Genomic DNA, 19,639 nt, shown 5'->3' on the forward strand with positions numbered 1-19,639 from the left:
CGAGGCTCACGCGTCCCCTCCCTGCGACTCGGTTCCCTGCGGCCCGGTTCCCTGCGGCTTGGTCGGCTCGGTCGGCTCGGCATCGGCAGCCTGGGCCGCGGCGAGCTTCTCCGCCGTCTTGTGGGCCGCGGCGATCTCCTTCGGTTCCTCCGCGCCCGGGTCGAGGGCAGGCGGGGCCGGCACGGTCCACATCCACTCGCGGAGCTTGTCGCGCTCGTGGGTGAGCTCGTGGATGTCGGTCTCGGCGTACTCGAACTCCGGGGACCAGAAGAGCGCGTCGAAGGGGCAGACCTCGATGCAGATACCGCAGTACATGCACAGCGAGAAGTCGATGGCGAAGCGGTCGAGCACGTTGCGGCTGCGCTCGCGGCCGCCGGGCGTCGCCGCCGGGATCGTCTCCTTATGGGAGTCGATGTAAATGCACCAGTCGGGGCACTCACGGGCGCAGAGCATGCAGACCGTGCAGTTCTCCTCGAACAGGCCGATCACACCGCGGGTGCGGGGCGGGAGGTCGGGCTGGACGTCGGGGTACTGCTCGGTGACGGTCTTCTTCGTCATCGTGCGGAGGGTGACGGCCAGGCCCTTGGCGAGGCCGGAGCCAGGAATGGGGGCCACTAGGAGATCACCACCTTGACGATGCCGGTGAGGGCGATCTGAGCGAGGGAGAGGGGGACGAGGAGGGTCCAGGAGAGCTTCTGGAGCTGGTCCTCGCGCAGGCGGGGATAGGTGACGCGGAGCCAGATCACGACGAAGGCGAGGACGGCCGTCTTCAGCAGGGTCCACACCCAGCCGAGGCCGTCGGCGCCCCAGGGGCCGTGCCAGCCGCCAAGGAACAGGACGGTGGTCAGGCCGCACAGGACGACGATCCCGGCGTACTCGGCGAGGAGGAAGAGAGCGAACCGCAGACCGGTGTACTCGGTGTACGCGCCGAAGATGATCTCGGAGTCGGCGACGGGCATGTCGAAGGGGGGCCGCTGGAGCTCTGCCAGACCGGCGACGAAGAACACGATCGCGCCGACGATCTGCCAGGGCAGCCACCACCACTCGAACGCGTCGATGATGCCGGGGAGGGAGACCGTGCCGGCCGCCATCGCCACCGAGGCGGCGGCGAGCAGCATCGGGAGTTCATAGGCGAGCAACTGGGCGGCGGTACGTAGACCGCCGAGGAGGGAGAACTTGTTGGCGCTGGCCCATCCGGCCATGAGAGAGCCGAGGACGCCGACGCCCATCACCGCGAGGACGAAGAAGACACCCGCGTCGATGACCTCACCGACCGCGCCTTCGCTCGGGCCGATCGGGATGGCGAGCAGCACGAGGAGGTAGGGCAGGAGAGCGACGGCCGGGGCCAGCTGGAAGATCCGCCGGTCCGCGCCGGTGGGGACGACGTCCTCCTTCTGCGCGAACTTCACGCCGTCCGCGACGAGCTGGGCCCAGCCGTGGAAGCCACCTGCGTACATCGGGCCGAGGCGGCCCTGCATGTGGGCCATCACCTTGTGCTCGGTCTGACCGATGATCAGCGGGAAGGTGAGGAAGACGCCGAAGACGATCAGGAGTCGCAGGGCGACGTCGAGAGCGTCGTTCACTGCGGGCCTCCTGAGGGGTCGGCGGGGGTTTCGGTGTGGTCGGGGGTGTCAGGGCCGGGGTTGTCGGGGCCGGTCTCGTCAGGGCCGGCATTGTCGGGGGCGGGGCTCTCCGACGCGCGACCTCGGGAGCCGGTCTCCTGGGCGGTGGTTCCGAGGGGCTCCGGGAATGCCTCGGCGCCGGGTTCCCGCGCGGCCTGGGCATCCGGCTCCTGGGCCGGCACCGTCTCGGAGGTGCCTGTGGCCTGCGCCTCCGGCTCCTGGGTCGGTGCCGTCTCGGGCGTGCGCGCGGCCTGGGCATCCGGCTCCTGGGCCGGCACCGTCTCGGACGTGCCTGTGGCCTGCGCCTCCGACTCTCGCGTCGGCGCCGCCTCGGACGTGCCCGCGGCCTGCGGTGCCTTCGGCTGTTCCGGTTCCTGCTCCGGCTCCGGCTTCGGCCCCGGGCCCTGCTCCCGCTCCGGCTTCGGCTCGTCGAAGGCCGGCCGGGCGTGGTGCCAAGGCGCGTCCGCGCTGCGAGGGGCCGGGCGGGGCTTCGCCTCAGCGGGGGCCTGCCGTTCGGCAGATGCCTGCTGCCCGGCGGGACCCTGCTGCCCAGCAGAGGCCTGCTGGTCTACCGGGGCCTGCTGATCAGCCGATGTCTGCTGCTCCGCGCGATCAGCCGACGCCTGCTGCTCCGCAGGAGCCGCGACTCGCTGAGAGGCCGACCCCTGCGACGCGCTGCGGGCACGTCGGGGACCGGCCGGGGCCGTCGGTGCCGAGGTCGCCCCCTCGGTGCCGGACTCCCTGGCGGACTCCAGGCCGGACTCCGTGGCGGGCGTGGTCGCGGCCATCGGGCGTTGGGAGGCCGAGCCCTGTGAGGCGGTGCGGGCGCGGCGCGGGCCTGCGGGGGCCTCCGGGGCGCGGGGCGTCCGGCCGGGGGAGGCTTCCGGGGCCGGGGGCGTCTGGTCGGCGGAGGTGTCCGTCGTGGGGGTGGTCTGGCTTGCGGAGCCCTCGCTCGCGGTGCGGGTGCGGCGGGCCGGGCGTTCGCCTGCTGGGCGGGCGGCGCCTCGGGCCGGGCGGGCGGGGGCAGGGGGGAGCTGGCCCTTGAGGGGGCCCCAGTCGTTGGGGTCGGGGACGCCCGGCGGGAGCATCTGGCGGCGCTTGGGGCCGCCGTGGTCGGACTCGCCCGGCTCCTTGGCGCCCGGCCAGGCCTTGGCGACGCGGGCGGCGAGGACGAAGTCCTTGCGCAGGGGGTGGCCCTCGAAGGTCTCCGGGAGGAGGAGGTGTTCCAGGCCGGGGTGGCCCTCGAAGGTGACGCCGAACATTTCGTGGGTCTCGCGCTCGTGCCAGGTGGCACCGGCGTAGACGTCCACGGCGGACGCAAGCAGCGGCGTCTCGTGGGGGACGGTCGTGCGGAGCAACAGCCGCCGGACCGGGTGGAGGGCGACGACGTGGGCCGAGACGCGGAAGCCGGTGCCGGGCTCGTCGACGGCGCTCAGCCAGTCGAAGTAGGTGCAGTCCAGCTCGTCGCGGGCGGTGCGCAGGGCCTGGATCCAGGCGGCCGGGGGCACGTCGACGGTGAGGACGTCGTAGGACTCCTCGGCGGTGGCGTCGGGGCCGAAAAGTTCCTCGGCGGGGGCGGGCAGCCAGCCGGTGGCGGTCATCGCGCGCCCTCCGTACCCGAGTCGGTCTCCTCGGCCGGTACCGGCGGCCGCACCAGGCCGCTCTGCAGGGCTGCCGTGGAAGGCCGGGTGGCGGTGTGGCCGTAGCGCTCGCCCAGGGACTCGCGGGCGATCTTCTCCTGGAGCTTGAGGATGCCCTGGAGAAGGGCCTCGGGGCGGGGCGGGCAGCCGGGGACGTAGACGTCGACGGGGATGATCTGGTCGACGCCCTTGGTGACCGAGTAGGAGTCCCAGTAGGGGCCGCCGCAGTTGCTGCACGCGCCGAAGGAGATGACGTACTTGGGCTCGGGCATCTGCTCGTACAGGCGCTTGACGGCGGGGGCCATCTTGTCCGTGACCGTGCCCGAGACCACCATCAGGTCGGCCTGGCGCGGGCCCGGCGCGAAGGGGATCACGCCGAGGCGGATGAAGTCGTGGCGGGCCATCGACGCGGCGATGAACTCGATCGCGCAGCAGGCGAGGCCGAAGTTGAAGACCCAGAGGGAGTAGCGGCGGCCCCAGTTGAGGACCACCTTCATCGGCTCGGGGGCCAGGCGTGCGAGCGCGCCCAGGCGCTTCGGCTCGGGAAGCAGAACCGGTTCCGAGGGGGTCACGTCCATGCCAGGACGCCCTTCTTGTATGCGTAGAGCAGGCCCACGGCGAGGAAGCCGAGGAAGATGAACATCTCGACGAGGGTGGTCGCCCCGTAGCCCGGCGCGGCGAACACCGTCGCCCAGGGGAACAGGAAGATCGAGTCGACGGCGAAGATGACGTAGAGGAAGGCGTAGACGTAGTAGCGGACCTGGGTGTGGGCCCAGCCCTCGCCGACCGGGTCGACGCCGCACTCGTAGGTCAGGAGTTTCTCGGGGGTGGGCACGACGGGCCGCAGCAGCCGGCCGGCCCCGAAGGCGACGGCGACGAACAGCACGCCGACGGCGGCGAGCAGTCCGACGACGGAATAGGACTGGAAGTAGTCCGCCGCGACGACGACAGCCGGTTCGACGGTCGATTCCCGCACGTCCGTCCCCTCGCTCCCTGGCCCTCGGCCCTCGACCCGCGACGACGACCTGTTCGACGATCTGTACGCACGGGAGTCTAGGCCCTGATAAAGAGACGGTAAGCAGCCCGTCACGCCTTGAGATGCCGGGGTGGGGTTTTCCCCAGCAGAGCCGGGCGGTCCGCCTCATGGCGTGGCCGGGCGCGGGCGGGCAGGCTGAGCCGTATGACCGAACGTACTCCGTCCGTGGGCGCCGGGACTGCCGAGCCGTTGCCGCCGCCTCGCCTCGCCTACGACGCTCACACCTGGAAGGAGATCGCGCATCTCCTGGCGAACCTTCCGGCGGCGCTGCTGGGCTTCGTCTATGTGACGACCGTGGTGTTCACCAGCGCGTTGCTCACCGTCACGGTGATCGGGTTCCCGTTGCTCGCGGCGGGGCTGATGGGGGCGCGGCAGCTGGGCAAGCTGGAGCGGGCGCGGGCCCGGGCGCTGCTCGGGGTGCGGGTGGAGGAGCCGTCGCCGCTGCCGTTGCGCGGGCGGGGCGGGTTCCTTCAGCAGCTGTGGATGATGCTGAAGGACCCGGTGGGCTGGCGGACGCTGCTGTACGACTTCATCCGGCTGCCGTGGGGCGTGCTGACGTTCGCGCTGACGCTGGTGTCGTTGTTCGTGCTGTGGCCGGTGCTGCCGTATCTGGCGCGGGGGCTGGCGAACGCGGACCGGGCGATGGTGCGCGGGCTGCTGTCGCCGTCGGACGAGCTGGAGCGCCGTATCGCCGAACTGGAGTCCGACCGGGGGGTCGTGGTCGACACGGCGGCGGCCGATCTGCGGCGGATCGAGCGGGATCTGCACGACGGGGCGCAGGCCCGGCTGGTGAACCTCGCGATGGGGCTGGGCCTGGCGAAGGAGAAGCTTCTGGAGGACCCGGATTCGGCGGCCGTGATGGTCGAGGAGGCGCACGGCGAGGTGAAGCTGGCGCTGCAGGAGCTGCGGGATCTGGCGCGCGGCATCCATCCGGCCGTTCTCACCGACCGCGGTCTGGACGCGGCCCTGTCGTCGGTGGCCTCGCGGTGCACGGTGCCGGTGAAGGTGACCGTGGATCTGGACGGGCGGCCGGCGGAGGCCATCGAGGGGATCGCCTACTTCACCGTGTCCGAGCTGCTGCAGAACATCAGCAAGCACTCGGCGGCGCGGTCCGCCGCGGTGGAGGTGTGGCGGAGCCGGGACCGGCTGCTGATCCAGGTCGAGGACGACGGCCGGGGCGGTGCCTCGCTGGACGCGGGCAGCGGTCTGCGGGGGCTCGCGGAGCGGCTGGGCGCGGTCGACGGGCTGTTCGTCGTCGACTCGCCGCAGGGCGGTCCGACCACGATCACCGCCGAACTGCCCTGGCGCGCCCGCCCGAGGTAGGGAAAACCCCCCTTCCAAGACGCCGACGGCCTCCATGGTCCGTGGAGCGCCGGGCCGACAGGCTGGACGTAGAACAGCAGGAATCCGCGAGCAGCGAGCATCGAGCAGAAACGGACGGCGGGCGATGGCCACCACGCGGTACGGGGACACCGGGTACGGCGACACGGGGTACGGGCAGGGCTACGGGCGCGACGGCGGGCGGCGCCGGATGCCCGCCGGGCTGCGGGCGCCGTTCGAGGCGCGGCACTGGCGCGAGCTGGGCTATGTGCTGCTGAGCCTGCCGGTGAGCGTGCTGATGTTCACGTACGCCGTGACGATGGTGTCGCTCGGGGCGGGTCTGCTGGTGACGTTCCTCGGCATCCCGGTGCTGGCGGCGGCGCTCGCCGGGTGCCGGGGGCTCGGGGCGATGGAGCGGGCCCGGGCGCGAGCGCTGCTGCGGGTGGACGTGGCCGACCCGGAGCCGCTGCGGATGCGCGACAGCGGGCTGATGGCGTGGATGGGCGCCGTCTTCAAGAGCGGCTCGTCCTGGCGGCAGCTGCTGTACGCGGTGCTGCACCTGCCGTGGGCGGTGTTCTCCTTCACCGTGTCGGTGGCGTTCTGGTCGTACGGCTGGGCGATGCTGACGTATCCGCTGTGGTTCTGGGTGTTCCCGGCGTACGCCGGTCAGGACGGGCTTCAGCTGTACGGCGACGAGACGCACTCGGTCTATCTGGACAACCCCTTCGAGATCGGGGTCACCGCGCTGATCGGGCTGCTGATCACGCTGGCCACGCCGTGGATCGTACGGGCGCTGACGATGGTGGACCGGCTGCTGGTGCATGGGCTGCTCGGGCCGTCGCGGCTGTCGGCGCGGGTGGTGGAGCTGGAGTCGGACCGGGGGGTCGTGATCGACACGGCGGCGGCCGACCTGCGGCGCATCGAGCGGGATCTGCACGACGGGGCGCAGGCCCGGCTGGTGAACCTCGCGATGGGGCTGGGCCTGGCGAAGGAGAAGCTGGCCGAGGACCCGCGGGCGGCGGCGCGGATGGTGGACGAGGCGCACGGCGAGGTGAAGACCGCGCTGCAGGAGCTGCGTGACCTCGCCCGCGGCATCCACCCGGCCGTCCTCACCGACCGCGGCCTGGACGCCGCGCTCTCCGCGGTCGCCTCCCGCTGCACGGTCCCGGTCACGGTCGAGGTCGACCTGCCGTCCCGGCCGGCTCCGGCGATCGAGGGCATCGCCTACTTCACCGTCTCCGAGCTGCTGCAGAACATCAGCAAGCACGCGCGGGCCCGGTCGGCCTCGGTGGACGTGTGGCGCGCCGAGAGCCGGCTGATGCTCCAGGTGACGGACGACGGTGTCGGCGGTGCCGACGCGAGCCGGGGTTCCGGCCTGGCCGGTCTGGCGGAACGGCTGGACGCCGTGGACGGGATCCTGGTGGTGGACTCCCCCGCGGGCGGCCCGACGACCGTGACGGCCGAACTTCCCTGGCGGGGCTGAACCGGGTTCCGCCCTCACTGCCCGTACTTCCCTGGCGGGGCTGAACCGGGTGCCGCGCTCGCTGCCCGTACTTCCCTGGCGGGGCTGAACCGGGTGCCGCCCTTGCTGCCCGTACCTTCCCGGCGGGCCTGGACCGGATTCCGCCCTCGCCGCTCGTACTTCCTTGGCGGGGCTGACCGGCTTCCGCGCCCGCTGCCCGTACTTCCCTGGCGGGGCTGAAGCGGGTTCCACCCTCGCTGCCGAACTTCCCTGGCGGGGCCGAACCGGATTCCGCCCCTCCTGCCCCTACTCCCCTGGCGGGGCTGACCGGATTCAGTCCCCGCTGCCCTTACTTCCCCCCGCCGCCCCCCATTCCCTGGAATGCTTGAGAACCGTACGGGCAGAGCCAGGGCACGGGGGGACCGAACAACGTGGAGAACAGAGTGCGCGTAGTCATCGCTGAGGACTCCGTGCTGCTCAGAGAAGGCCTGACCCGGCTGCTGACCGACCGCGGTCACGACGTGGTCGCCGGGGTCGGGGACGCCGAGGCGCTGATCAAGACGATCACCGAGCTGGACGCCGAGGGTGCGCTGCCGGACGTGGTCGTCGCGGACGTGCGGATGCCGCCGACCCACACCGACGAGGGCGTACGGGCCGCAGTCCGGCTGCGTCAGTCGCATCCGGGGCTCGGTGTCCTCGTGCTGTCGCAGTACGTCGAGGAGCGCTATGCCACCGAGCTGCTGGCCGGCTCCAGCCGGGGTGTCGGCTATCTGCTGAAGGACCGGGTCGCCGAGGTGCGCGAGTTCGTGGACGCCGTGGTGCGGGTAGCCGGGGGTGGTACGGCGCTCGACCCGGAGGTGGTCGCGCAATTGCTGGGGCGCTCCCGCAAGCAGGACGTGCTCGCGGGACTCACCCCGCGGGAGCGGGAGGTGCTGGGGCTGATGGCCGAGGGACGCACGAACTCCGCGATCGCCAAACAGCTGGTGGTCAGCGACGGCGCGGTCGAGAAGCACGTCAGCAACATCTTCCTCAAGCTGGGGCTCTCCCCGAGCGAGGGCGATCACCGGCGGGTGCTGGCCGTGCTCACCTATCTGAACTCCTGAGCCCCGTCCTCGGGCCGGGGCCCGGCCCAGAACCGAACGATGAGCGGTGCACGTCTTCAGCAGCGACGCCGGGGGGCGAGGACGAGATGACATGGCAGGGCGCCGGATCGAGGGCGCGTACGGGGGCCGGATGGGCTCGATGCGGTGATCGTCGCGCGAATGGTCCAGGGAAGGCGACCCTTACGGACGTAGGGTTGATCCTGGGAAGGCCTGCGGGAAGGCCGCTCCCCGACAGCCGCCTCGAAGGAGGTCCAGTTCAGTGACCAGTAGGGTCAGCAGTCCAGCGGAACAGGCCGACGGAGCCGTCGTAGGAGAGCAGCGCAAACCGGCCGGGGCGAAGGATGTCCGGCGCGTCGACCGGGTGATCATCAGGTTCGCGGGGGACTCGGGTGACGGTATGCAGCTCACCGGTGACCGCTTCACCTCGGAGACGGCGTCCTTCGGCAACGACCTGTCGACGCTGCCGAACTTCCCTGCCGAGATCCGGGCGCCCGCCGGCACCCTGCCCGGTGTGTCGAGCTTCCAGCTGCACTTCGCCGACCACGACATCCTCACGCCGGGCGACGCGCCGAACGTCCTGGTGGCGATGAACCCGGCCGCGTTGAAGGCGAACGTGGGGGATCTGCCGCGCGGCGCGGAGATCATCGTCAACACGGACGAGTTCACCAAACGGGCGATGCAGAAGGTCGGCTACGACAGCAACCCGCTGGAGGACGGGTCGCTGGACGGCTACCACCTCCACCCGGTCCCCCTGACCACACTGACGGTGGAGGCACTGAAGGACTTCGACCTCACCCGTAAGGAGGCCGAGCGCAGCAAGAACATGTTCGCGCTCGGCCTCTTGTCATGGATGTACCACCGGCCGACGGAGGGCACGGAGAAGTTCCTGACGTCGAAGTTCGCGAAGAAGCCGGAGATCGCGGCGGCGAACATCACGGCGTTCCGCGCGGGCTGGAACTTCGGTGAGACGACCGAGGACTTCGCGGTCTCCTACGAGGTGGCCCCGGCGGCGAAGGCCTTCCCGGTGGGCACCTACCGCAACATCTCCGGGAACCTGGCGTTGGCGTACGGGCTGATCGCGGCCTCCCGGCAGGCGGACCTGCCGCTGTTCCTGGGCTCGTACCCGATCACCCCGGCCTCCGACATCCTGCACGAGCTGAGCCGGCACAAGAACTTCGGTGTGCGCACCTTCCAGGCCGAGGACGAGATCGCGGGCATCGGCGCGGCGCTGGGCGCGGCCTTCGGCGGCTCCCTCGCGGTGACGACGACGTCCGGCCCCGGTGTGGCGCTGAAGTCGGAGACCATCGGGCTCGCGGTGTCGCTGGAGCTGCCGCTGCTGATCGTGGACATCCAGCGCGGCGGTCCTTCGACGGGTCTGCCGACCAAGACCGAGCAGGCGGACCTGCTGCAGGCGATGTTCGGCCGCAACGGCGAGGCGCCGGTCCCGGTGGTCGCCCCGTGCACCCCGGCGGACTGCTTCGACGCGGCGCTGGAGGCGGCCCGGATCGCGCTGACGTACCGCACCCCGGTCTTCCTGCTGTCCGACGGCTACCTGGCCAACGGCTCCGAGCCGTGGCGGATCCCCGAGGTGGACGAGCTGCCCGATCTGCAGGTGCAGTTCGCGCAGGGCCCGAACCACACCCTCGACGACGGTACCGAGACCTTCTGGCCGTACAAGCGCGACCCGCAGACCCTGGCCCGTCCGTGGGCCGTGCCGGGCACGCCGGGTCTGGAGCACCGTATCGGCGGCATCGAGAAGCAGGACGGCACCGGGAACATCTCCTACGACCCGGCCAACCACGACTTCATGGTCCGCACCCGCCAGGCCAAGATCGACGGCATCGAGGTGCCCGACGTTCAGGTCGACGACCCGCACGGTGCGCGGACGCTGGTGCTGGGCTGGGGTTCGACGTACGGCCCGATCACCGCGGCGGTACGGCGGCTGCGGACGGCCGGGCAGGAGATCGCGCAGGCCCATCTGCGTCACCTCAACCCGTTCCCGCGCAACCTCGGTGACGTGCTCAGGAGCTACGACCGTGTGGTGGTGCCCGAGATGAACCTCGGCCAGCTCGCCACGCTGATCCGGGCGAAGTATCTGGTGGACGCCCACTCGTACAACCAGGTCAACGGGATGCCGTTCAAGGCGGAGCAGCTCGCCAGGGCCCTGAAGGAGGCCATCGATGACTGAGGCACTGAAGCTGGTCCCCAAGGCCGAGGCCAAGCAGTCCATGAAGGACTTCAAGTCCGATCAGGAAGTGCGCTGGTGTCCCGGCTGCGGTGACTACGCGATCCTCGCGGCGGTCCAGGGCTTCATGCCGGAGCTGGGTCTGGCCCGCGAGAACATCGTCTTCGTCTCCGGCATCGGCTGCTCGTCGCGCTTCCCGTACTACATGAACACGTACGGCATGCACTCCATCCACGGCCGCGCCCCGGCCATCGCGACGGGTCTCGCCGCCTCGCGAAGAGACCTGAGCGTGTGGGTGGTGACCGGTGACGGGGACGCCCTGTCCATCGGCGGCAACCATCTGATCCATGCGCTGCGCCGCAATGTGAACCTCAAGATCCTGCTGTTCAACAACCGGATCTACGGCCTCACCAAGGGGCAGTACTCCCCCACCTCCGAGGTCGGCAAGATCACCAAGTCGACGCCGATGGGTTCGCTGGACGCGCCCTTCAACCCGGTGTCGCTGGCGCTCGGCGCGGAGGCGTCCTTCGTGGCCCGCACGATCGACTCCGACCGCAAGCATCTGACCGAGGTGCTGCGGCAGGCCGCCGCCCATCCGGGCACGGCGCTGATCGAGATCTACCAGAACTGCAACATCTTCAACGACGGCGCCTTCGACGCCCTGAAGGACAAGGACTCCGCCGACGAGGCGCTGATCCGGCTGGAGCACGGGCAGCCGATCCGCTTCGGCACGGACCTCGCCAAGGGGGTCGTACGGGATCGCGCGACCGGTGATCTGCAGGTGGTCACGGTGACGCCGGAGAACGAGGCGGACGTGCTGGTCCACGACGCCCACGCCGCCTCCCCGACCACCGCCTTCGCGCTGTCGCGGCTGGCCGACCCGGACACCCTGCACCACACGCCGATCGGCGTGCTGCGCTCGGTCGAACGGCCGGTCTACGACGCCCAGATGTCCGAGCAGCTCGACACGGCCGTCGAACAGAACGGCAAGGGCGATCTCGCGGCGCTGCTGGCGGGCGGGGACACCTGGACGGTCGTCGGCTGACCCGTCCGCTCTCAGGAAGCTGTTTTCAGAAGGCTGTTTTCAGGAGGCCCGGACGTCCGTCGTCCGGGCCTCGTCGTATGCCTTACGGGCTTCCTCCACGGCACTCATACGCCGCTCGGTCCACCCGGCGAGGGCACGCACCTGCTCGGCGGCCTCGCGGCCCAGCTCGGTGAGGGAGTAGTCCACCCGGGGCGGGATGACCGGCTTGGCGTCCCGGTGGACCAGGCCGTCGCGCTCCAGGGTCTGCAGGGTCTGGGTCAGCATCTTCTCGCTGACGCCCCGGCCGCTCCGGCCGATCTCGCGGCGCAGCTCGCTGAACCGGTAGGAGCGGTCGAGCAGGGCGATCAGCACGAGGACGCCCCAGCGGCTGGTGACGTGCTCCAGGACGAGGCGGTGGGGGCACATGGCCTCGGGGTCGGCCTTGCCTTCGGGGCTGAACCGGTGGGTGCTTACTGCCATACCAGTACCTTACTTCAAAGTGGGTACTTACGAATAGTTAGCGCCTCTCCTAGGGTGAGTGTCAGACCCCACCGAAGGAGACAGGAACCATGGGCATCGTCGTCACCGGAGCCACCGGAAAGCTCGGCCGTCACGTCGTGGAGCAGCTGCTGGAGAAGGTCCCGGCCGAGCAGATCACCGCGGTCGTGCGGGACAAGGCCCGGGCCGCCGACCTCGCCGAGCGCGGCGTGCAGCTGGCGGTCGCGGACTACAACGCCCCGGAGACCTTCGCCGGAGTGTTCGCGGCCGGCGACAAGGTGCTGCTGATCTCCGGCAACGAGTTCGACAAGGGCCGCCCCGCCCAGCACAAGGGCGTCATCGACGCCGCGAAGGCCGCGGGTATCGCCCTGCTCGCCTACACCAGCGCCCCCGGCTCCCTCACCGCCGCGCTCGCCGACGACCACCGCGCGACAGAAGAGATCCTGCTCGGCTCCGGCGTGCCCTACACGCTGCTGCGCAACGGCTGGTACTTCGAGAACTACACCGAGCACCTCGCCCCCGTCCTGGAGCACGGCGCCGTCGTGCAGGCCGCCGGCGAGGGCCGGGTCTCGGCCGCCTCGCGCGCCGACTACGCGGCCGCCGCGGCCGCGGTGCTGACCGGCGAGGGCCACGAGAACAAGACCTACGAGCTGGGCGGCGACACGGCCTTCTCCTTCGCCGAGTACGCGGCCGAGCTGAGCCGCCAGACCGGCCGGGAGATCGCGTACCACCCGGTCTCGGTCGAGGCGTTCACCGGCATCCTGACCGGCGCGGGGCTGCCCGAGCCGCTCGCCGCGGTCTTCGCCGGGGTGGACGCGTCCATCGAGAAGGGCGAGCTGGTGGTGTCCACCGGCGACCTGTCCCGGCTGGCCGGGCGTCCGACCACGTCGCTGGAGCAGGCGGTCGCGGACGCCCTCAAGGGCTGACCTGACCTGCGCGAACACCTGACACCCCAGGCCTGTCATGACCGTATGCCGATACGGGCATGACAGCCGGGGGTGCTCGGCGTTACCGTCGTCCGGACGGGTGACGGCGACGAGGTGAGGAGGGCCCGTGGGCGAGTCGAAGGGCGAGCAGCGCATAGGACTGCTGAACGGCTTCGCGGCCTACGGGATGTGGGGCCTGGTCCCGCTCTTCTGGCCGCTGCTCAAGCCCGCCGGGGCGGTGGAGATCCTCGCCCACCGGATGGTGTGGTCCCTCGTCCTGGTCGCCGCCGTCCTGCTCGTCGTACGGCGCTGGGCCTGGGCCGGTGAGCTGCTGCGGCAGCCGAAGCGGCTGGGACTGATCGCGATCGCCGCCGCCGTGATCACCGTCAACTGGGGCGTCTACATCTGGGCCGTGAACGACGGACAGGTCGTCGAGGCCTCCCTGGGGTACTTCATCAACCCGCTCGTCACCATCGCCATGGGTGTGCTGCTGCTGAAGGAGCGGCTGCGGCCCGTGCAGTGGGCGGCCGTCGGGATCGGCGCGGCCGCGGTGCTGGTGCTGACCATCGGCTACGGGCGACCGCCGTGGATCTCCCTGATCCTCGCCTTCTCCTTCGCCACCTACGGGCTCGTGAAGAAGAAGGTCAACCTCAGCGGCCTGGAGTCGCTGGCCGCCGAGACCGCGATCCAGTTCCTGCCCGCGCTCGCCTATCTGCTGTGGCTGAGCGGCCAGGGCGGCATGACCTTCGGCACGGAGGGTGCCGGGCACGCAGCGCTGCTCGCCTCGACCGGCGTGGTGACCGCGCTGCCACTGATCTGCTTCGGTGCCGCCGCCATCCGGGTGCCCCTGTCCACGCTGGGGCTGCTGCAGTACCTCGCCCCGGTCTTCCAGTTCCTGTGCGGCATCTTCTACTTCCACGAGGCCATGCCGCCCGAGCGCTGGGCCGGCTTCGCACTGGTATGGCTGGCCCTGACCCTGCTGACGTGGGACGCGCTGCGGACGGCTCGATGGACGGCACGGGCTCTGCGGGGTGCTGCTGCGGCGGTGGCGGCCGAGGAGGGCGTGGTCGGGGTGGAGGACGTGGCTGTCGCGGAGGCCAAGCAGGAGGCCTAGGGCTGGGGGCTGGGGGCTGGGCTACGACTACGGCTAGCGCTGGGCCTTCGTCGCGCCGCGGGCCCGGTGGGCGCGGACCTTCTCGCGGTTGCCGCAGTGCTCCATGGAGCACCAGCGGCGCCGGCCCGGGCGTGAGGTGTCGACGAACAGCAGAGAGCAGTTGTACGCCCCGCACTCCCGGATGCGCTCGCCGTACGGCCCACTGAACAGCTCGATCGCGTCGCGGGCCAGCGTGGCCAGCAGCCGGGTGCCGGTGGCGCCGGGCGCCCAGGCGGTCGAGCCGTCGGGGCCGAGGCGGGTGACGAGGGGCGGCTCGGCGGCGGCCGCGTTGACGACGTCGAGATGGCCCGGCTGGAGCGGCCGACCGTGCGCACGGTCGGCGGTGAGCAGGAACAGCACGTCACGGAAGTGCCGTACGGCGCTCAGCTCCTCGTCGGTGACGGCGATTTCCAGCCCTTCCGCCAGACGGCTGTGCCCCACCCACGCCACCAGGTCGGCGGGCTCGTGCAGCACCTCGTAGCGCGCGAACGCGCCCGGGCCGCCCGTGGTCAGCAGCTCCAGGCACAGGGCACCGGGGTCGAAGCGGTACGGCTTGCCCTCGCGCGAGACCAGGGTCAGACCAGGTGCTCTTGATGCTTTCGGCGTTTCCGTTGCCCGCTCGCTCACGTAACCAATATAACTGGTTACATGAACGACAGCGACGTACCCGCGAGCGGGTCCGGCTCCCCGGCGCCCGTCCACTTCAAACTCGTCATCGACTGCGCGAACCCTCAGGCCCAGGCCGACTTCTGGGCCGCCGCCCTCCACTACGAGGTCGAGGACAACAACGCCCTCATCGAGCGGCTGCTGGAGCTCGGCGCCCTGCCGCGCGAGGCCGTCGTGGAGTTCCACGCCCGTCTGGCCTTCCGGGACCTGGTCGCCGTACGGCATCCCGACGACCCCGTCGCCCCGGACAGCGGCACCGGCCTCGGCCGGCGGCTGCTCTTCCAGCGCGTCCCCGAGCCGAAGACCGGCAAGAACCGGCTCCACCTCGATCTGCACCCGGGTGAGGGGCTGCGCGAGGGTGAGGTGGAGCGGCTGAAGGGACTCGGGGCGAGCGTGCTGCGGGAGGTGAAGGAGCCTTCGGGGCAATGGGTGGTCATGGCGGACCCGGAGGGGAACGAGTTCTGCGTGCAGTAGGGCGGGGGTGCTTGCGCTGGAGGCGGGGGTGCTTGCCATGGAGGCAGGGGCGCCTGCCCTGGAGGCGGGGGCGCCTGCCCTGGAGGCAGCAGTCGACGTCCCCTCGGGTCCTCCTGGCCCACTCGGCCCGCCCCCTCACTCGGCCCGTGCTGCCCGCTCGGCTCGTTGCGTGAGGCGGCTCATGCGGGCGTGGGCCGACTCCAGTTCCTCCAGGTCGTCGCCCGCGGGGCCGCCCTCGGCCGCCAGCTCGGTCCACAGCCCGATCAGTTCGCGACCGAGGTGCAGCCCGAGCCGCGGGTCGCGCACCGCACGCCAGGCCGTGGCCGCGCTCTGGACGTTGCTGTAGGCGGCCTCGGCGTCACGCCGACGGCGATGCGTCCGGGCCAGCTCCAGCGACAGCGTCAGGGCGCGCTCGCCGTCACCCGCCAAGTAGGCGATGTACGCGGCCAGTTCCCGCAGCCGCAGCACATCGGGGTGCTCATCACCCAACGCCCCCGACGCCTGCCCGAGCACCCGCCCGGCCAGCTCGGCGGCCCTCTCCACCTGCCCCGACCGCACGGCCTCGTTGATCCCGGCCATGGGCTCCGCCAGCGGCCCGGGCACACTCTGGTCGTCGTCCAGCACGGCTTCCGCTATGGCGTCGAACCCTCGCGGCGGGGTGGGAGTGGTGGAGGTAGCCGCGGCTGAGGACTCCACGAAGGCTGCGGAAGCCAGGGCGGCCATGGGGGCCGTGGGAGCGAACGGGGCCCTGGGAGGCGTCGGAGCCGGGGCCGGCGGAGCAGGGGGAGCCATCGGGGCCATGGGGTCCTTGGAGGTCGGGAGCGGCGCGGGCGTCGGATGCGGGGCCTGCTGCGGTGACGGCCGGCTCGGGCCCGACTCCGCGCACGGGCCCTCCGTCGGCCGGAGGTACGGGTTGGACTCCCCCTGCTGGGCAAGCTGCGGCACCGAGGCATAGGGCGACCCTGCCGACCGCACCGGCGCCTGCCCACCGCCGCACGACTCGGCCTCACGCGAAGGCACCCCCATCACGGGCGGCGGCCCGAAGCCCCCGGCCGGGGACGGGGACGCCGGGGACGGCGAGGGGGCCGGAGCGGCGGGGGACGGCGAAGAGGAAGCCTGCGGGGTCGAAACGGCCGGGGACGACGACGAAGCCGACGTGGCCGGAGCAGCCGGAGCAGCCGGAGCAGCCGGAGCAGCCGGAGACGATGACAGCGAAGGCGAAGGCGTGAGCGACGACGTGAGCGACGGCGACCCCGACGAGCCCGACCCCGCACCCGCCCCCTCCGCACCAGGCGCCTCGCTCCGGGACGGGTCCTCCCTCTCCGGCGCCGCACCCGGCACCTGGCGCGCCGCGTCCTGCGAGGCCCGGTGCGACTCCGGTCGCGACTCGGCCCGCACCCGGACCGGCTCCCCCGTGAAGCGGCTCGCGCCGTCCGGGTCGACCTGGAGGGGGACGACGTAGCCGATGCGCTCGTCGTGGACCAGGGCGAGGACGGGATGACCGGCGGCACGGGCGAGGGTGTGCAGGTGCTTGAGGACCGCGCGCTGGATCTCCTCGCCGGAGGCGGCGGTCACCCGCACCTCGTCGACCAGGGCACCGGCCGCTGTGACGCGGACATCGAGCGGTGCCGCCGGTCCGGCGGCAGGCGCGTCGACGCCGTACGGCTGCTCACGCTGCTCGCCGCGGCTGGATCGTGTCATCGTCATCGGTCCCCCCACTCACATGTGTCCGCGAACGCCGCCGGACACGCACTGACGAGTCTCTCCGCTCACCGGCCCTGCACACGTCACTACGACGTCACAGCCTCGTCCCAAGCGCCGGTCCAGGCCCCTGCAGACCCGGAAATCCGGATGTCCGCGCCAGATAGATGCGTGTGCATATACTGGCGTGGCCTGCTGAAGGCACCACACCGAGACCTGGGGGACCCATGACCCGCCGCTTCCTCTTCCTGATCACCGGCAGCCGCGCCGACGGCAACACCGAGCTGCTGGCCCGCCGTGCCGCCGAGCAGCTCCCCGCGGACGTCGAGCAGCGGTGGATCAGCCTGGCCGACCATCCCCTGCCGGACTTCGAGGACCTGCGGCACGACCCCGACCGCGTCCGCTCCGCCGACCCCAACGTCGACCTGCTCCTCGACGCCACCCTCGCCGCGACGGACCTCGTCATCGTCTCGCCGCTGTACTGGTACTCGCTCTCCGCGCAGGCCAAGCGCTACCTCGACTACTGGTCGGGCTGGCTGCGTCACCCCGGCGTCGACTTCCGCGCGACGATGGCCGGGCGCACCCTGTGGGGCGTGACCACTCTGGCGCACCGCGAGACCGAGGTCGCCGACCCGCTCGTCGGCACCCTCAACCACTCGGCCGCGTACATGGGCATGCGCTTCGGCGGCGTGCTGCTCGGCAACGGCAGCAAGCCCGGTGACGTCCTGAACGACACCGAGGCCCTGACCCGCGCCAAGACCTTCTTCGCGCAGGAGGCGCCCTTCGCCCGCTTCCCGTACGACAACTGACGGGCACCGAGGCCGGTCCGGGGCGTCGAGGCCCCGGGCGGTCTCAGGCGGTGATGTCCTTCGCCGTGAACCGCGCCCACGCCGCCGAGCCGAACACGACCGCGTACAGCGCCTGTATACCGAGGTTCTTGCGCAGGTCCTCCCAGTAGACCGGCTCGCGCATCAGGTCGGCGAAGGACAGCCAGTGGTGCGAGAAGAAGTACGGCTGCAGGGCGCTCAACTGGGGTATCTGGTCGAGGATCTGCACGGTGATCAGCAGGCCGACGGTCGTCGCCATCGCGGCGATGCCACTGCCGGTCAGCGTCGAGACGAACAGTCCGAGTGCCGCCATGCCGAGCAGGGACGCGGCGACGACCAGGGCTATCAGCACCGCCCGGCCGAGGCCCTCGGCGAAGCTGATCCGGGTCCCGGAGATGGTCGTCAGGTCGCCGAGCGGGAAGAGCAGTGCCCCGACCGCGAGCGCGGATATCGCCACAGTGAGGGTGGCCGCCAGGCAGAAGGCGATCACGGTCGCGTACTTGGTGAGCAGCAGCCGGGTGCGGCCGGCGGGCGCGACCAGCAGATAGCGCAGGGTGCCCGCGTTCGCCTCCCCGGCGAGGGCGTCGCCCGCGACCACGCCGACGGCCATCGGCAGGAAGAACGGCAGGGTCGCTGCGAGGCCCGTGAACACCAGGAACAGGCCGTTGTTGGTGATCTGCGAGATGAACGCCGGGCCCTCGCCGCCACCTCCGCCGACCGACGAACCGTCGCCGGTCTCGATCTTCACGGCGATCCCGACCAGCACCGGCACGGCCGCCAGCACGCCCAGCAGGGCGAGTGTGCGCCAGCGCCGAAAGGTGATCACGAGTTCGCTGCGCAGCAGGCCGAGGGTCCACAGGGGGTTCGGCCGCACGGCGACGGCGGTCTCAGCCTGCGACATCGAATCCCTCCCCCGTCAGTGCCACGAATGCCTCTTCCAGCGAGGGCCGTTCGACGCCGAATCCGCGCACCCGCACCCCTGCTTGCACCAACGCGGCGGTGAGGTCCGCGAGTTCCCGCTCCGGCGGCTCACCCGTCACCCGGTCCCCGTCCACCACCACATCGCCGACGCCCTGTTCCTTCAGCACCCGGGCCGCGTCCCCCGCGTCCGGCGTCGTGACGACCAGGCGTCCGCGCGCCCCGGCCGCGAGGTCGGCGACCGGGCCCTGAGTAAGGAGCCGGCCGCGGGCCATCACGGCCACGTGAGTGCAGACCTGCTCGATCTCGTCGAGGAGGTGGGAGGACAGGAACACGGTCGTGCCGTCGGCGGCGAGTTCCCTGACCAGGGTGCGGATCTCCCGCATACCCTGCGGGTCGAGCCCGTTGGTCGGCTCGTCCAGCACGAGCAGCCGGCGCGGCTGGAGCAGGGCCGCGGCGAGCCCGAGCCGCTGCTTCATGCCGAGGGAGTACGCCCTGGCCTTCTTGCCGGCCGCGGCCGCGAGTCCCACCCGGTCCAGCGCCGCGGCGACCCGGGCTCGCCGGGTGCGCGGGTCGGCGGTGGGGTCGGCGGCGTCGTAGCGCAGCAGATTGTCGCGGCCGGACAGGAAGCCGTACAGCGCCGGGCCCTCGATGAGCGCGCCCACCTGCGGCAGCACGGCGCGCGCGGCGCGGGGCATGGGCTGCCCCAGGACGCGTGCCGTGCCCGAGGTGGGCGCGATCAGGCCCATCAGCATGCGGATGGTGGTGGTCTTGCCGGAGCCGTTGGGGCCGAGGAAGCCGAAGACGCTGCCCGCCGGGACGGTCAGGTCGAGGCCGTCGACGGCGAGCTGGCCGCCGCGGTAGCGCTTGGTGAGGCCGCGGGTGGCGATGACGCCGTCGCCCGCGTGGCTCCCTCCGGGGGCGCCTTCGCCCTCGTCGGTCCGTTCCGGCTCCCTGGCAGGCGCTTCACGCATGGGCTCCCCCGGCTCCCTCGACTCGTCGTACGCGCGTACGGTACTCACTGCCCCACACGCACGCCCTCCACCGCGGCACCACCCTTCTCGCTACGGCTCGGCCGACAGCG

General features: G+C 71.6%; 19 protein-coding genes. 9 read left to right on the top strand and 10 right to left on the bottom strand.

The features are described 5' to 3' along the window. Positions 1-6: 6 nt before the first annotated feature. From ACIQ6Y_RS30765 to ACIQ6Y_RS30785, 5 genes are read right to left on the bottom strand one after another with little or no spacing between them, the layout of a single operon-like run. Complete coding sequence (locus ACIQ6Y_RS30765; protein ID WP_404043779.1) at positions 7-615, bottom strand: NuoI/complex I 23 kDa subunit family protein; 609 nt, start codon at positions 613-615, stop codon at positions 7-9. Next, positions 615-1,583 carry an NADH-quinone oxidoreductase subunit H gene (locus ACIQ6Y_RS30770; protein WP_404043781.1) on the bottom strand — a complete coding sequence of 323 codons (969 nt, stop codon included), beginning with the start codon at positions 1,581-1,583 and terminating at the stop codon, positions 615-617. Before ACIQ6Y_RS30770 ends, ACIQ6Y_RS30765 begins: the two co-directional genes overlap by 1 nt. Next, the gene (locus ACIQ6Y_RS30775; protein ID WP_404043783.1) at positions 1,580-3,223 is read right to left on the bottom strand and encodes an NADH-quinone oxidoreductase subunit C; all 1,644 of its coding nucleotides are present in this window, start codon (positions 3,221-3,223) and stop codon (positions 1,580-1,582) included. The genes ACIQ6Y_RS30770 and ACIQ6Y_RS30775 overlap by 4 nt, the downstream gene beginning before the upstream one ends. Continuing rightward, entirely contained in the window at positions 3,220-3,840 is a 621-nt protein-coding gene (locus ACIQ6Y_RS30780; RefSeq protein ID WP_404043785.1) for an NADH-quinone oxidoreductase subunit B, read from the bottom strand. Before ACIQ6Y_RS30780 ends, ACIQ6Y_RS30775 begins: the two co-directional genes overlap by 4 nt. Further along, entirely contained in the window at positions 3,831-4,238 is a 408-nt protein-coding gene (locus ACIQ6Y_RS30785; RefSeq protein ID WP_404043787.1) for an NADH-quinone oxidoreductase subunit A, read from the bottom strand. The genes ACIQ6Y_RS30780 and ACIQ6Y_RS30785 overlap by 10 nt, the downstream gene beginning before the upstream one ends. 204 nt (positions 4,239-4,442) lie before the next feature. Here ACIQ6Y_RS30785 and ACIQ6Y_RS30790 point away from each other — a divergent pair, with 204 nt between their 5' ends. The 5 genes from ACIQ6Y_RS30790 (at position 4,443) to ACIQ6Y_RS30810 (ending at position 11,413) form a co-directional block, all read left to right on the top strand. Next, positions 4,443-5,621: a sensor histidine kinase gene (locus ACIQ6Y_RS30790; protein WP_404043789.1), complete on the top strand. Its 1,179-nt coding sequence runs from the start codon at positions 4,443-4,445 to the stop codon at positions 5,619-5,621. 124 nt (positions 5,622-5,745) lie between these two features. Next, positions 5,746-7,101 carry a sensor histidine kinase gene (locus ACIQ6Y_RS30795; protein ID WP_404043791.1) on the top strand — a complete coding sequence of 452 codons (1,356 nt, stop codon included), beginning with the start codon at positions 5,746-5,748 and terminating at the stop codon, positions 7,099-7,101. 410 nt (positions 7,102-7,511) lie between these two features. Beyond that, positions 7,512-8,183, top strand: a complete 672-nt coding sequence (locus tag ACIQ6Y_RS30800; RefSeq protein WP_399649616.1) for a LuxR C-terminal-related transcriptional regulator — start codon at positions 7,512-7,514, stop codon at positions 8,181-8,183. Between the two features lie 259 nt (positions 8,184-8,442). After that, positions 8,443-10,371, top strand: coding sequence for a 2-oxoacid:acceptor oxidoreductase subunit alpha (locus ACIQ6Y_RS30805; RefSeq protein WP_404043793.1), 1,929 nt, complete (start codon positions 8,443-8,445; stop codon positions 10,369-10,371). Next, positions 10,364-11,413, top strand: a complete 1,050-nt coding sequence (locus ACIQ6Y_RS30810; protein WP_404043795.1) for a 2-oxoacid:ferredoxin oxidoreductase subunit beta — start codon at positions 10,364-10,366, stop codon at positions 11,411-11,413. Before ACIQ6Y_RS30805 ends, ACIQ6Y_RS30810 begins: the two co-directional genes overlap by 8 nt. Positions 11,414-11,452: 39 nt before the next feature. Here the strand turns inward: ACIQ6Y_RS30810 and ACIQ6Y_RS30815 are convergent, their stop codons facing one another. Then, positions 11,453-11,872, bottom strand: coding sequence for a winged helix-turn-helix transcriptional regulator (locus tag ACIQ6Y_RS30815; RefSeq protein WP_404043797.1), 420 nt, complete (start codon positions 11,870-11,872; stop codon positions 11,453-11,455). 89 nt (positions 11,873-11,961) lie between these two features. On the opposite strand from ACIQ6Y_RS30815, the gene ACIQ6Y_RS30820 reads away from it, so the two are divergent. Together ACIQ6Y_RS30820 and rarD are read left to right on the top strand one after the other, a co-directional pair. Beyond that, positions 11,962-12,816 carry an SDR family oxidoreductase gene (locus tag ACIQ6Y_RS30820; protein ID WP_404043799.1) on the top strand — a complete coding sequence of 285 codons (855 nt, stop codon included), beginning with the start codon at positions 11,962-11,964 and terminating at the stop codon, positions 12,814-12,816. Between the two features lie 187 nt (positions 12,817-13,003). After that, on the top strand, positions 13,004-13,930 hold the full coding sequence (rarD, locus tag ACIQ6Y_RS30825; protein ID WP_404044180.1) for an EamA family transporter RarD: 927 nt from the start codon (positions 13,004-13,006) through the stop codon (positions 13,928-13,930). Positions 13,931-13,963: 33 nt separating this feature from the next. Here the strand turns inward: rarD and ACIQ6Y_RS30830 are convergent, their stop codons facing one another. Beyond that, complete coding sequence (locus ACIQ6Y_RS30830; RefSeq protein ID WP_404043801.1) at positions 13,964-14,596, bottom strand: CGNR zinc finger domain-containing protein; 633 nt, start codon at positions 14,594-14,596, stop codon at positions 13,964-13,966. A gap of 21 nt (positions 14,597-14,617) precedes the next feature. On the opposite strand from ACIQ6Y_RS30830, the gene ACIQ6Y_RS30835 reads away from it, so the two are divergent. After that, positions 14,618-15,109 (top strand): VOC family protein, encoded by a 492-nt coding sequence (locus ACIQ6Y_RS30835; RefSeq protein ID WP_404043803.1) that lies wholly within the window; start codon positions 14,618-14,620, stop codon positions 15,107-15,109. Positions 15,110-15,244: 135 nt separating this feature from the next. Here the strand turns inward: ACIQ6Y_RS30835 and ACIQ6Y_RS30840 are convergent, their stop codons facing one another. Continuing rightward, a complete protein-coding gene (locus tag ACIQ6Y_RS30840; RefSeq protein ID WP_404043805.1) occupies positions 15,245-16,810 on the bottom strand; it encodes a tetratricopeptide repeat protein in 1,566 nt (521 codons plus the stop codon). A 227-nt stretch (positions 16,811-17,037) separates the two neighbouring features. Here ACIQ6Y_RS30840 and ACIQ6Y_RS30845 point away from each other — a divergent pair, with 227 nt between their 5' ends. Beyond that, a complete protein-coding gene (locus tag ACIQ6Y_RS30845; protein WP_404043807.1) occupies positions 17,038-17,619 on the top strand; it encodes a flavodoxin family protein in 582 nt (193 codons plus the stop codon). 43 nt (positions 17,620-17,662) lie between these two features. Here ACIQ6Y_RS30845 and ACIQ6Y_RS30850 read toward each other — a convergent pair whose 3' ends face one another. Together ACIQ6Y_RS30850 and ACIQ6Y_RS30855 are read right to left on the bottom strand one after the other, a co-directional pair. Continuing rightward, a complete protein-coding gene (locus tag ACIQ6Y_RS30850) occupies positions 17,663-18,538 on the bottom strand; it encodes an ABC transporter permease (protein WP_404043809.1) in 876 nt (291 codons plus the stop codon). Further along, entirely contained in the window at positions 18,525-19,529 is a 1,005-nt protein-coding gene (locus ACIQ6Y_RS30855) for an ABC transporter ATP-binding protein (protein ID WP_404043811.1), read from the bottom strand. The genes ACIQ6Y_RS30850 and ACIQ6Y_RS30855 overlap by 14 nt, the downstream gene beginning before the upstream one ends. Between the last annotated feature and the right edge of the window lie 110 nt (positions 19,530-19,639).

This window comes from Streptomyces sp. NPDC096205, assembly GCF_044763135.1.
Classification (GTDB): Bacteria; Actinomycetota; Actinomycetes; order Streptomycetales; family Streptomycetaceae; genus Streptomyces.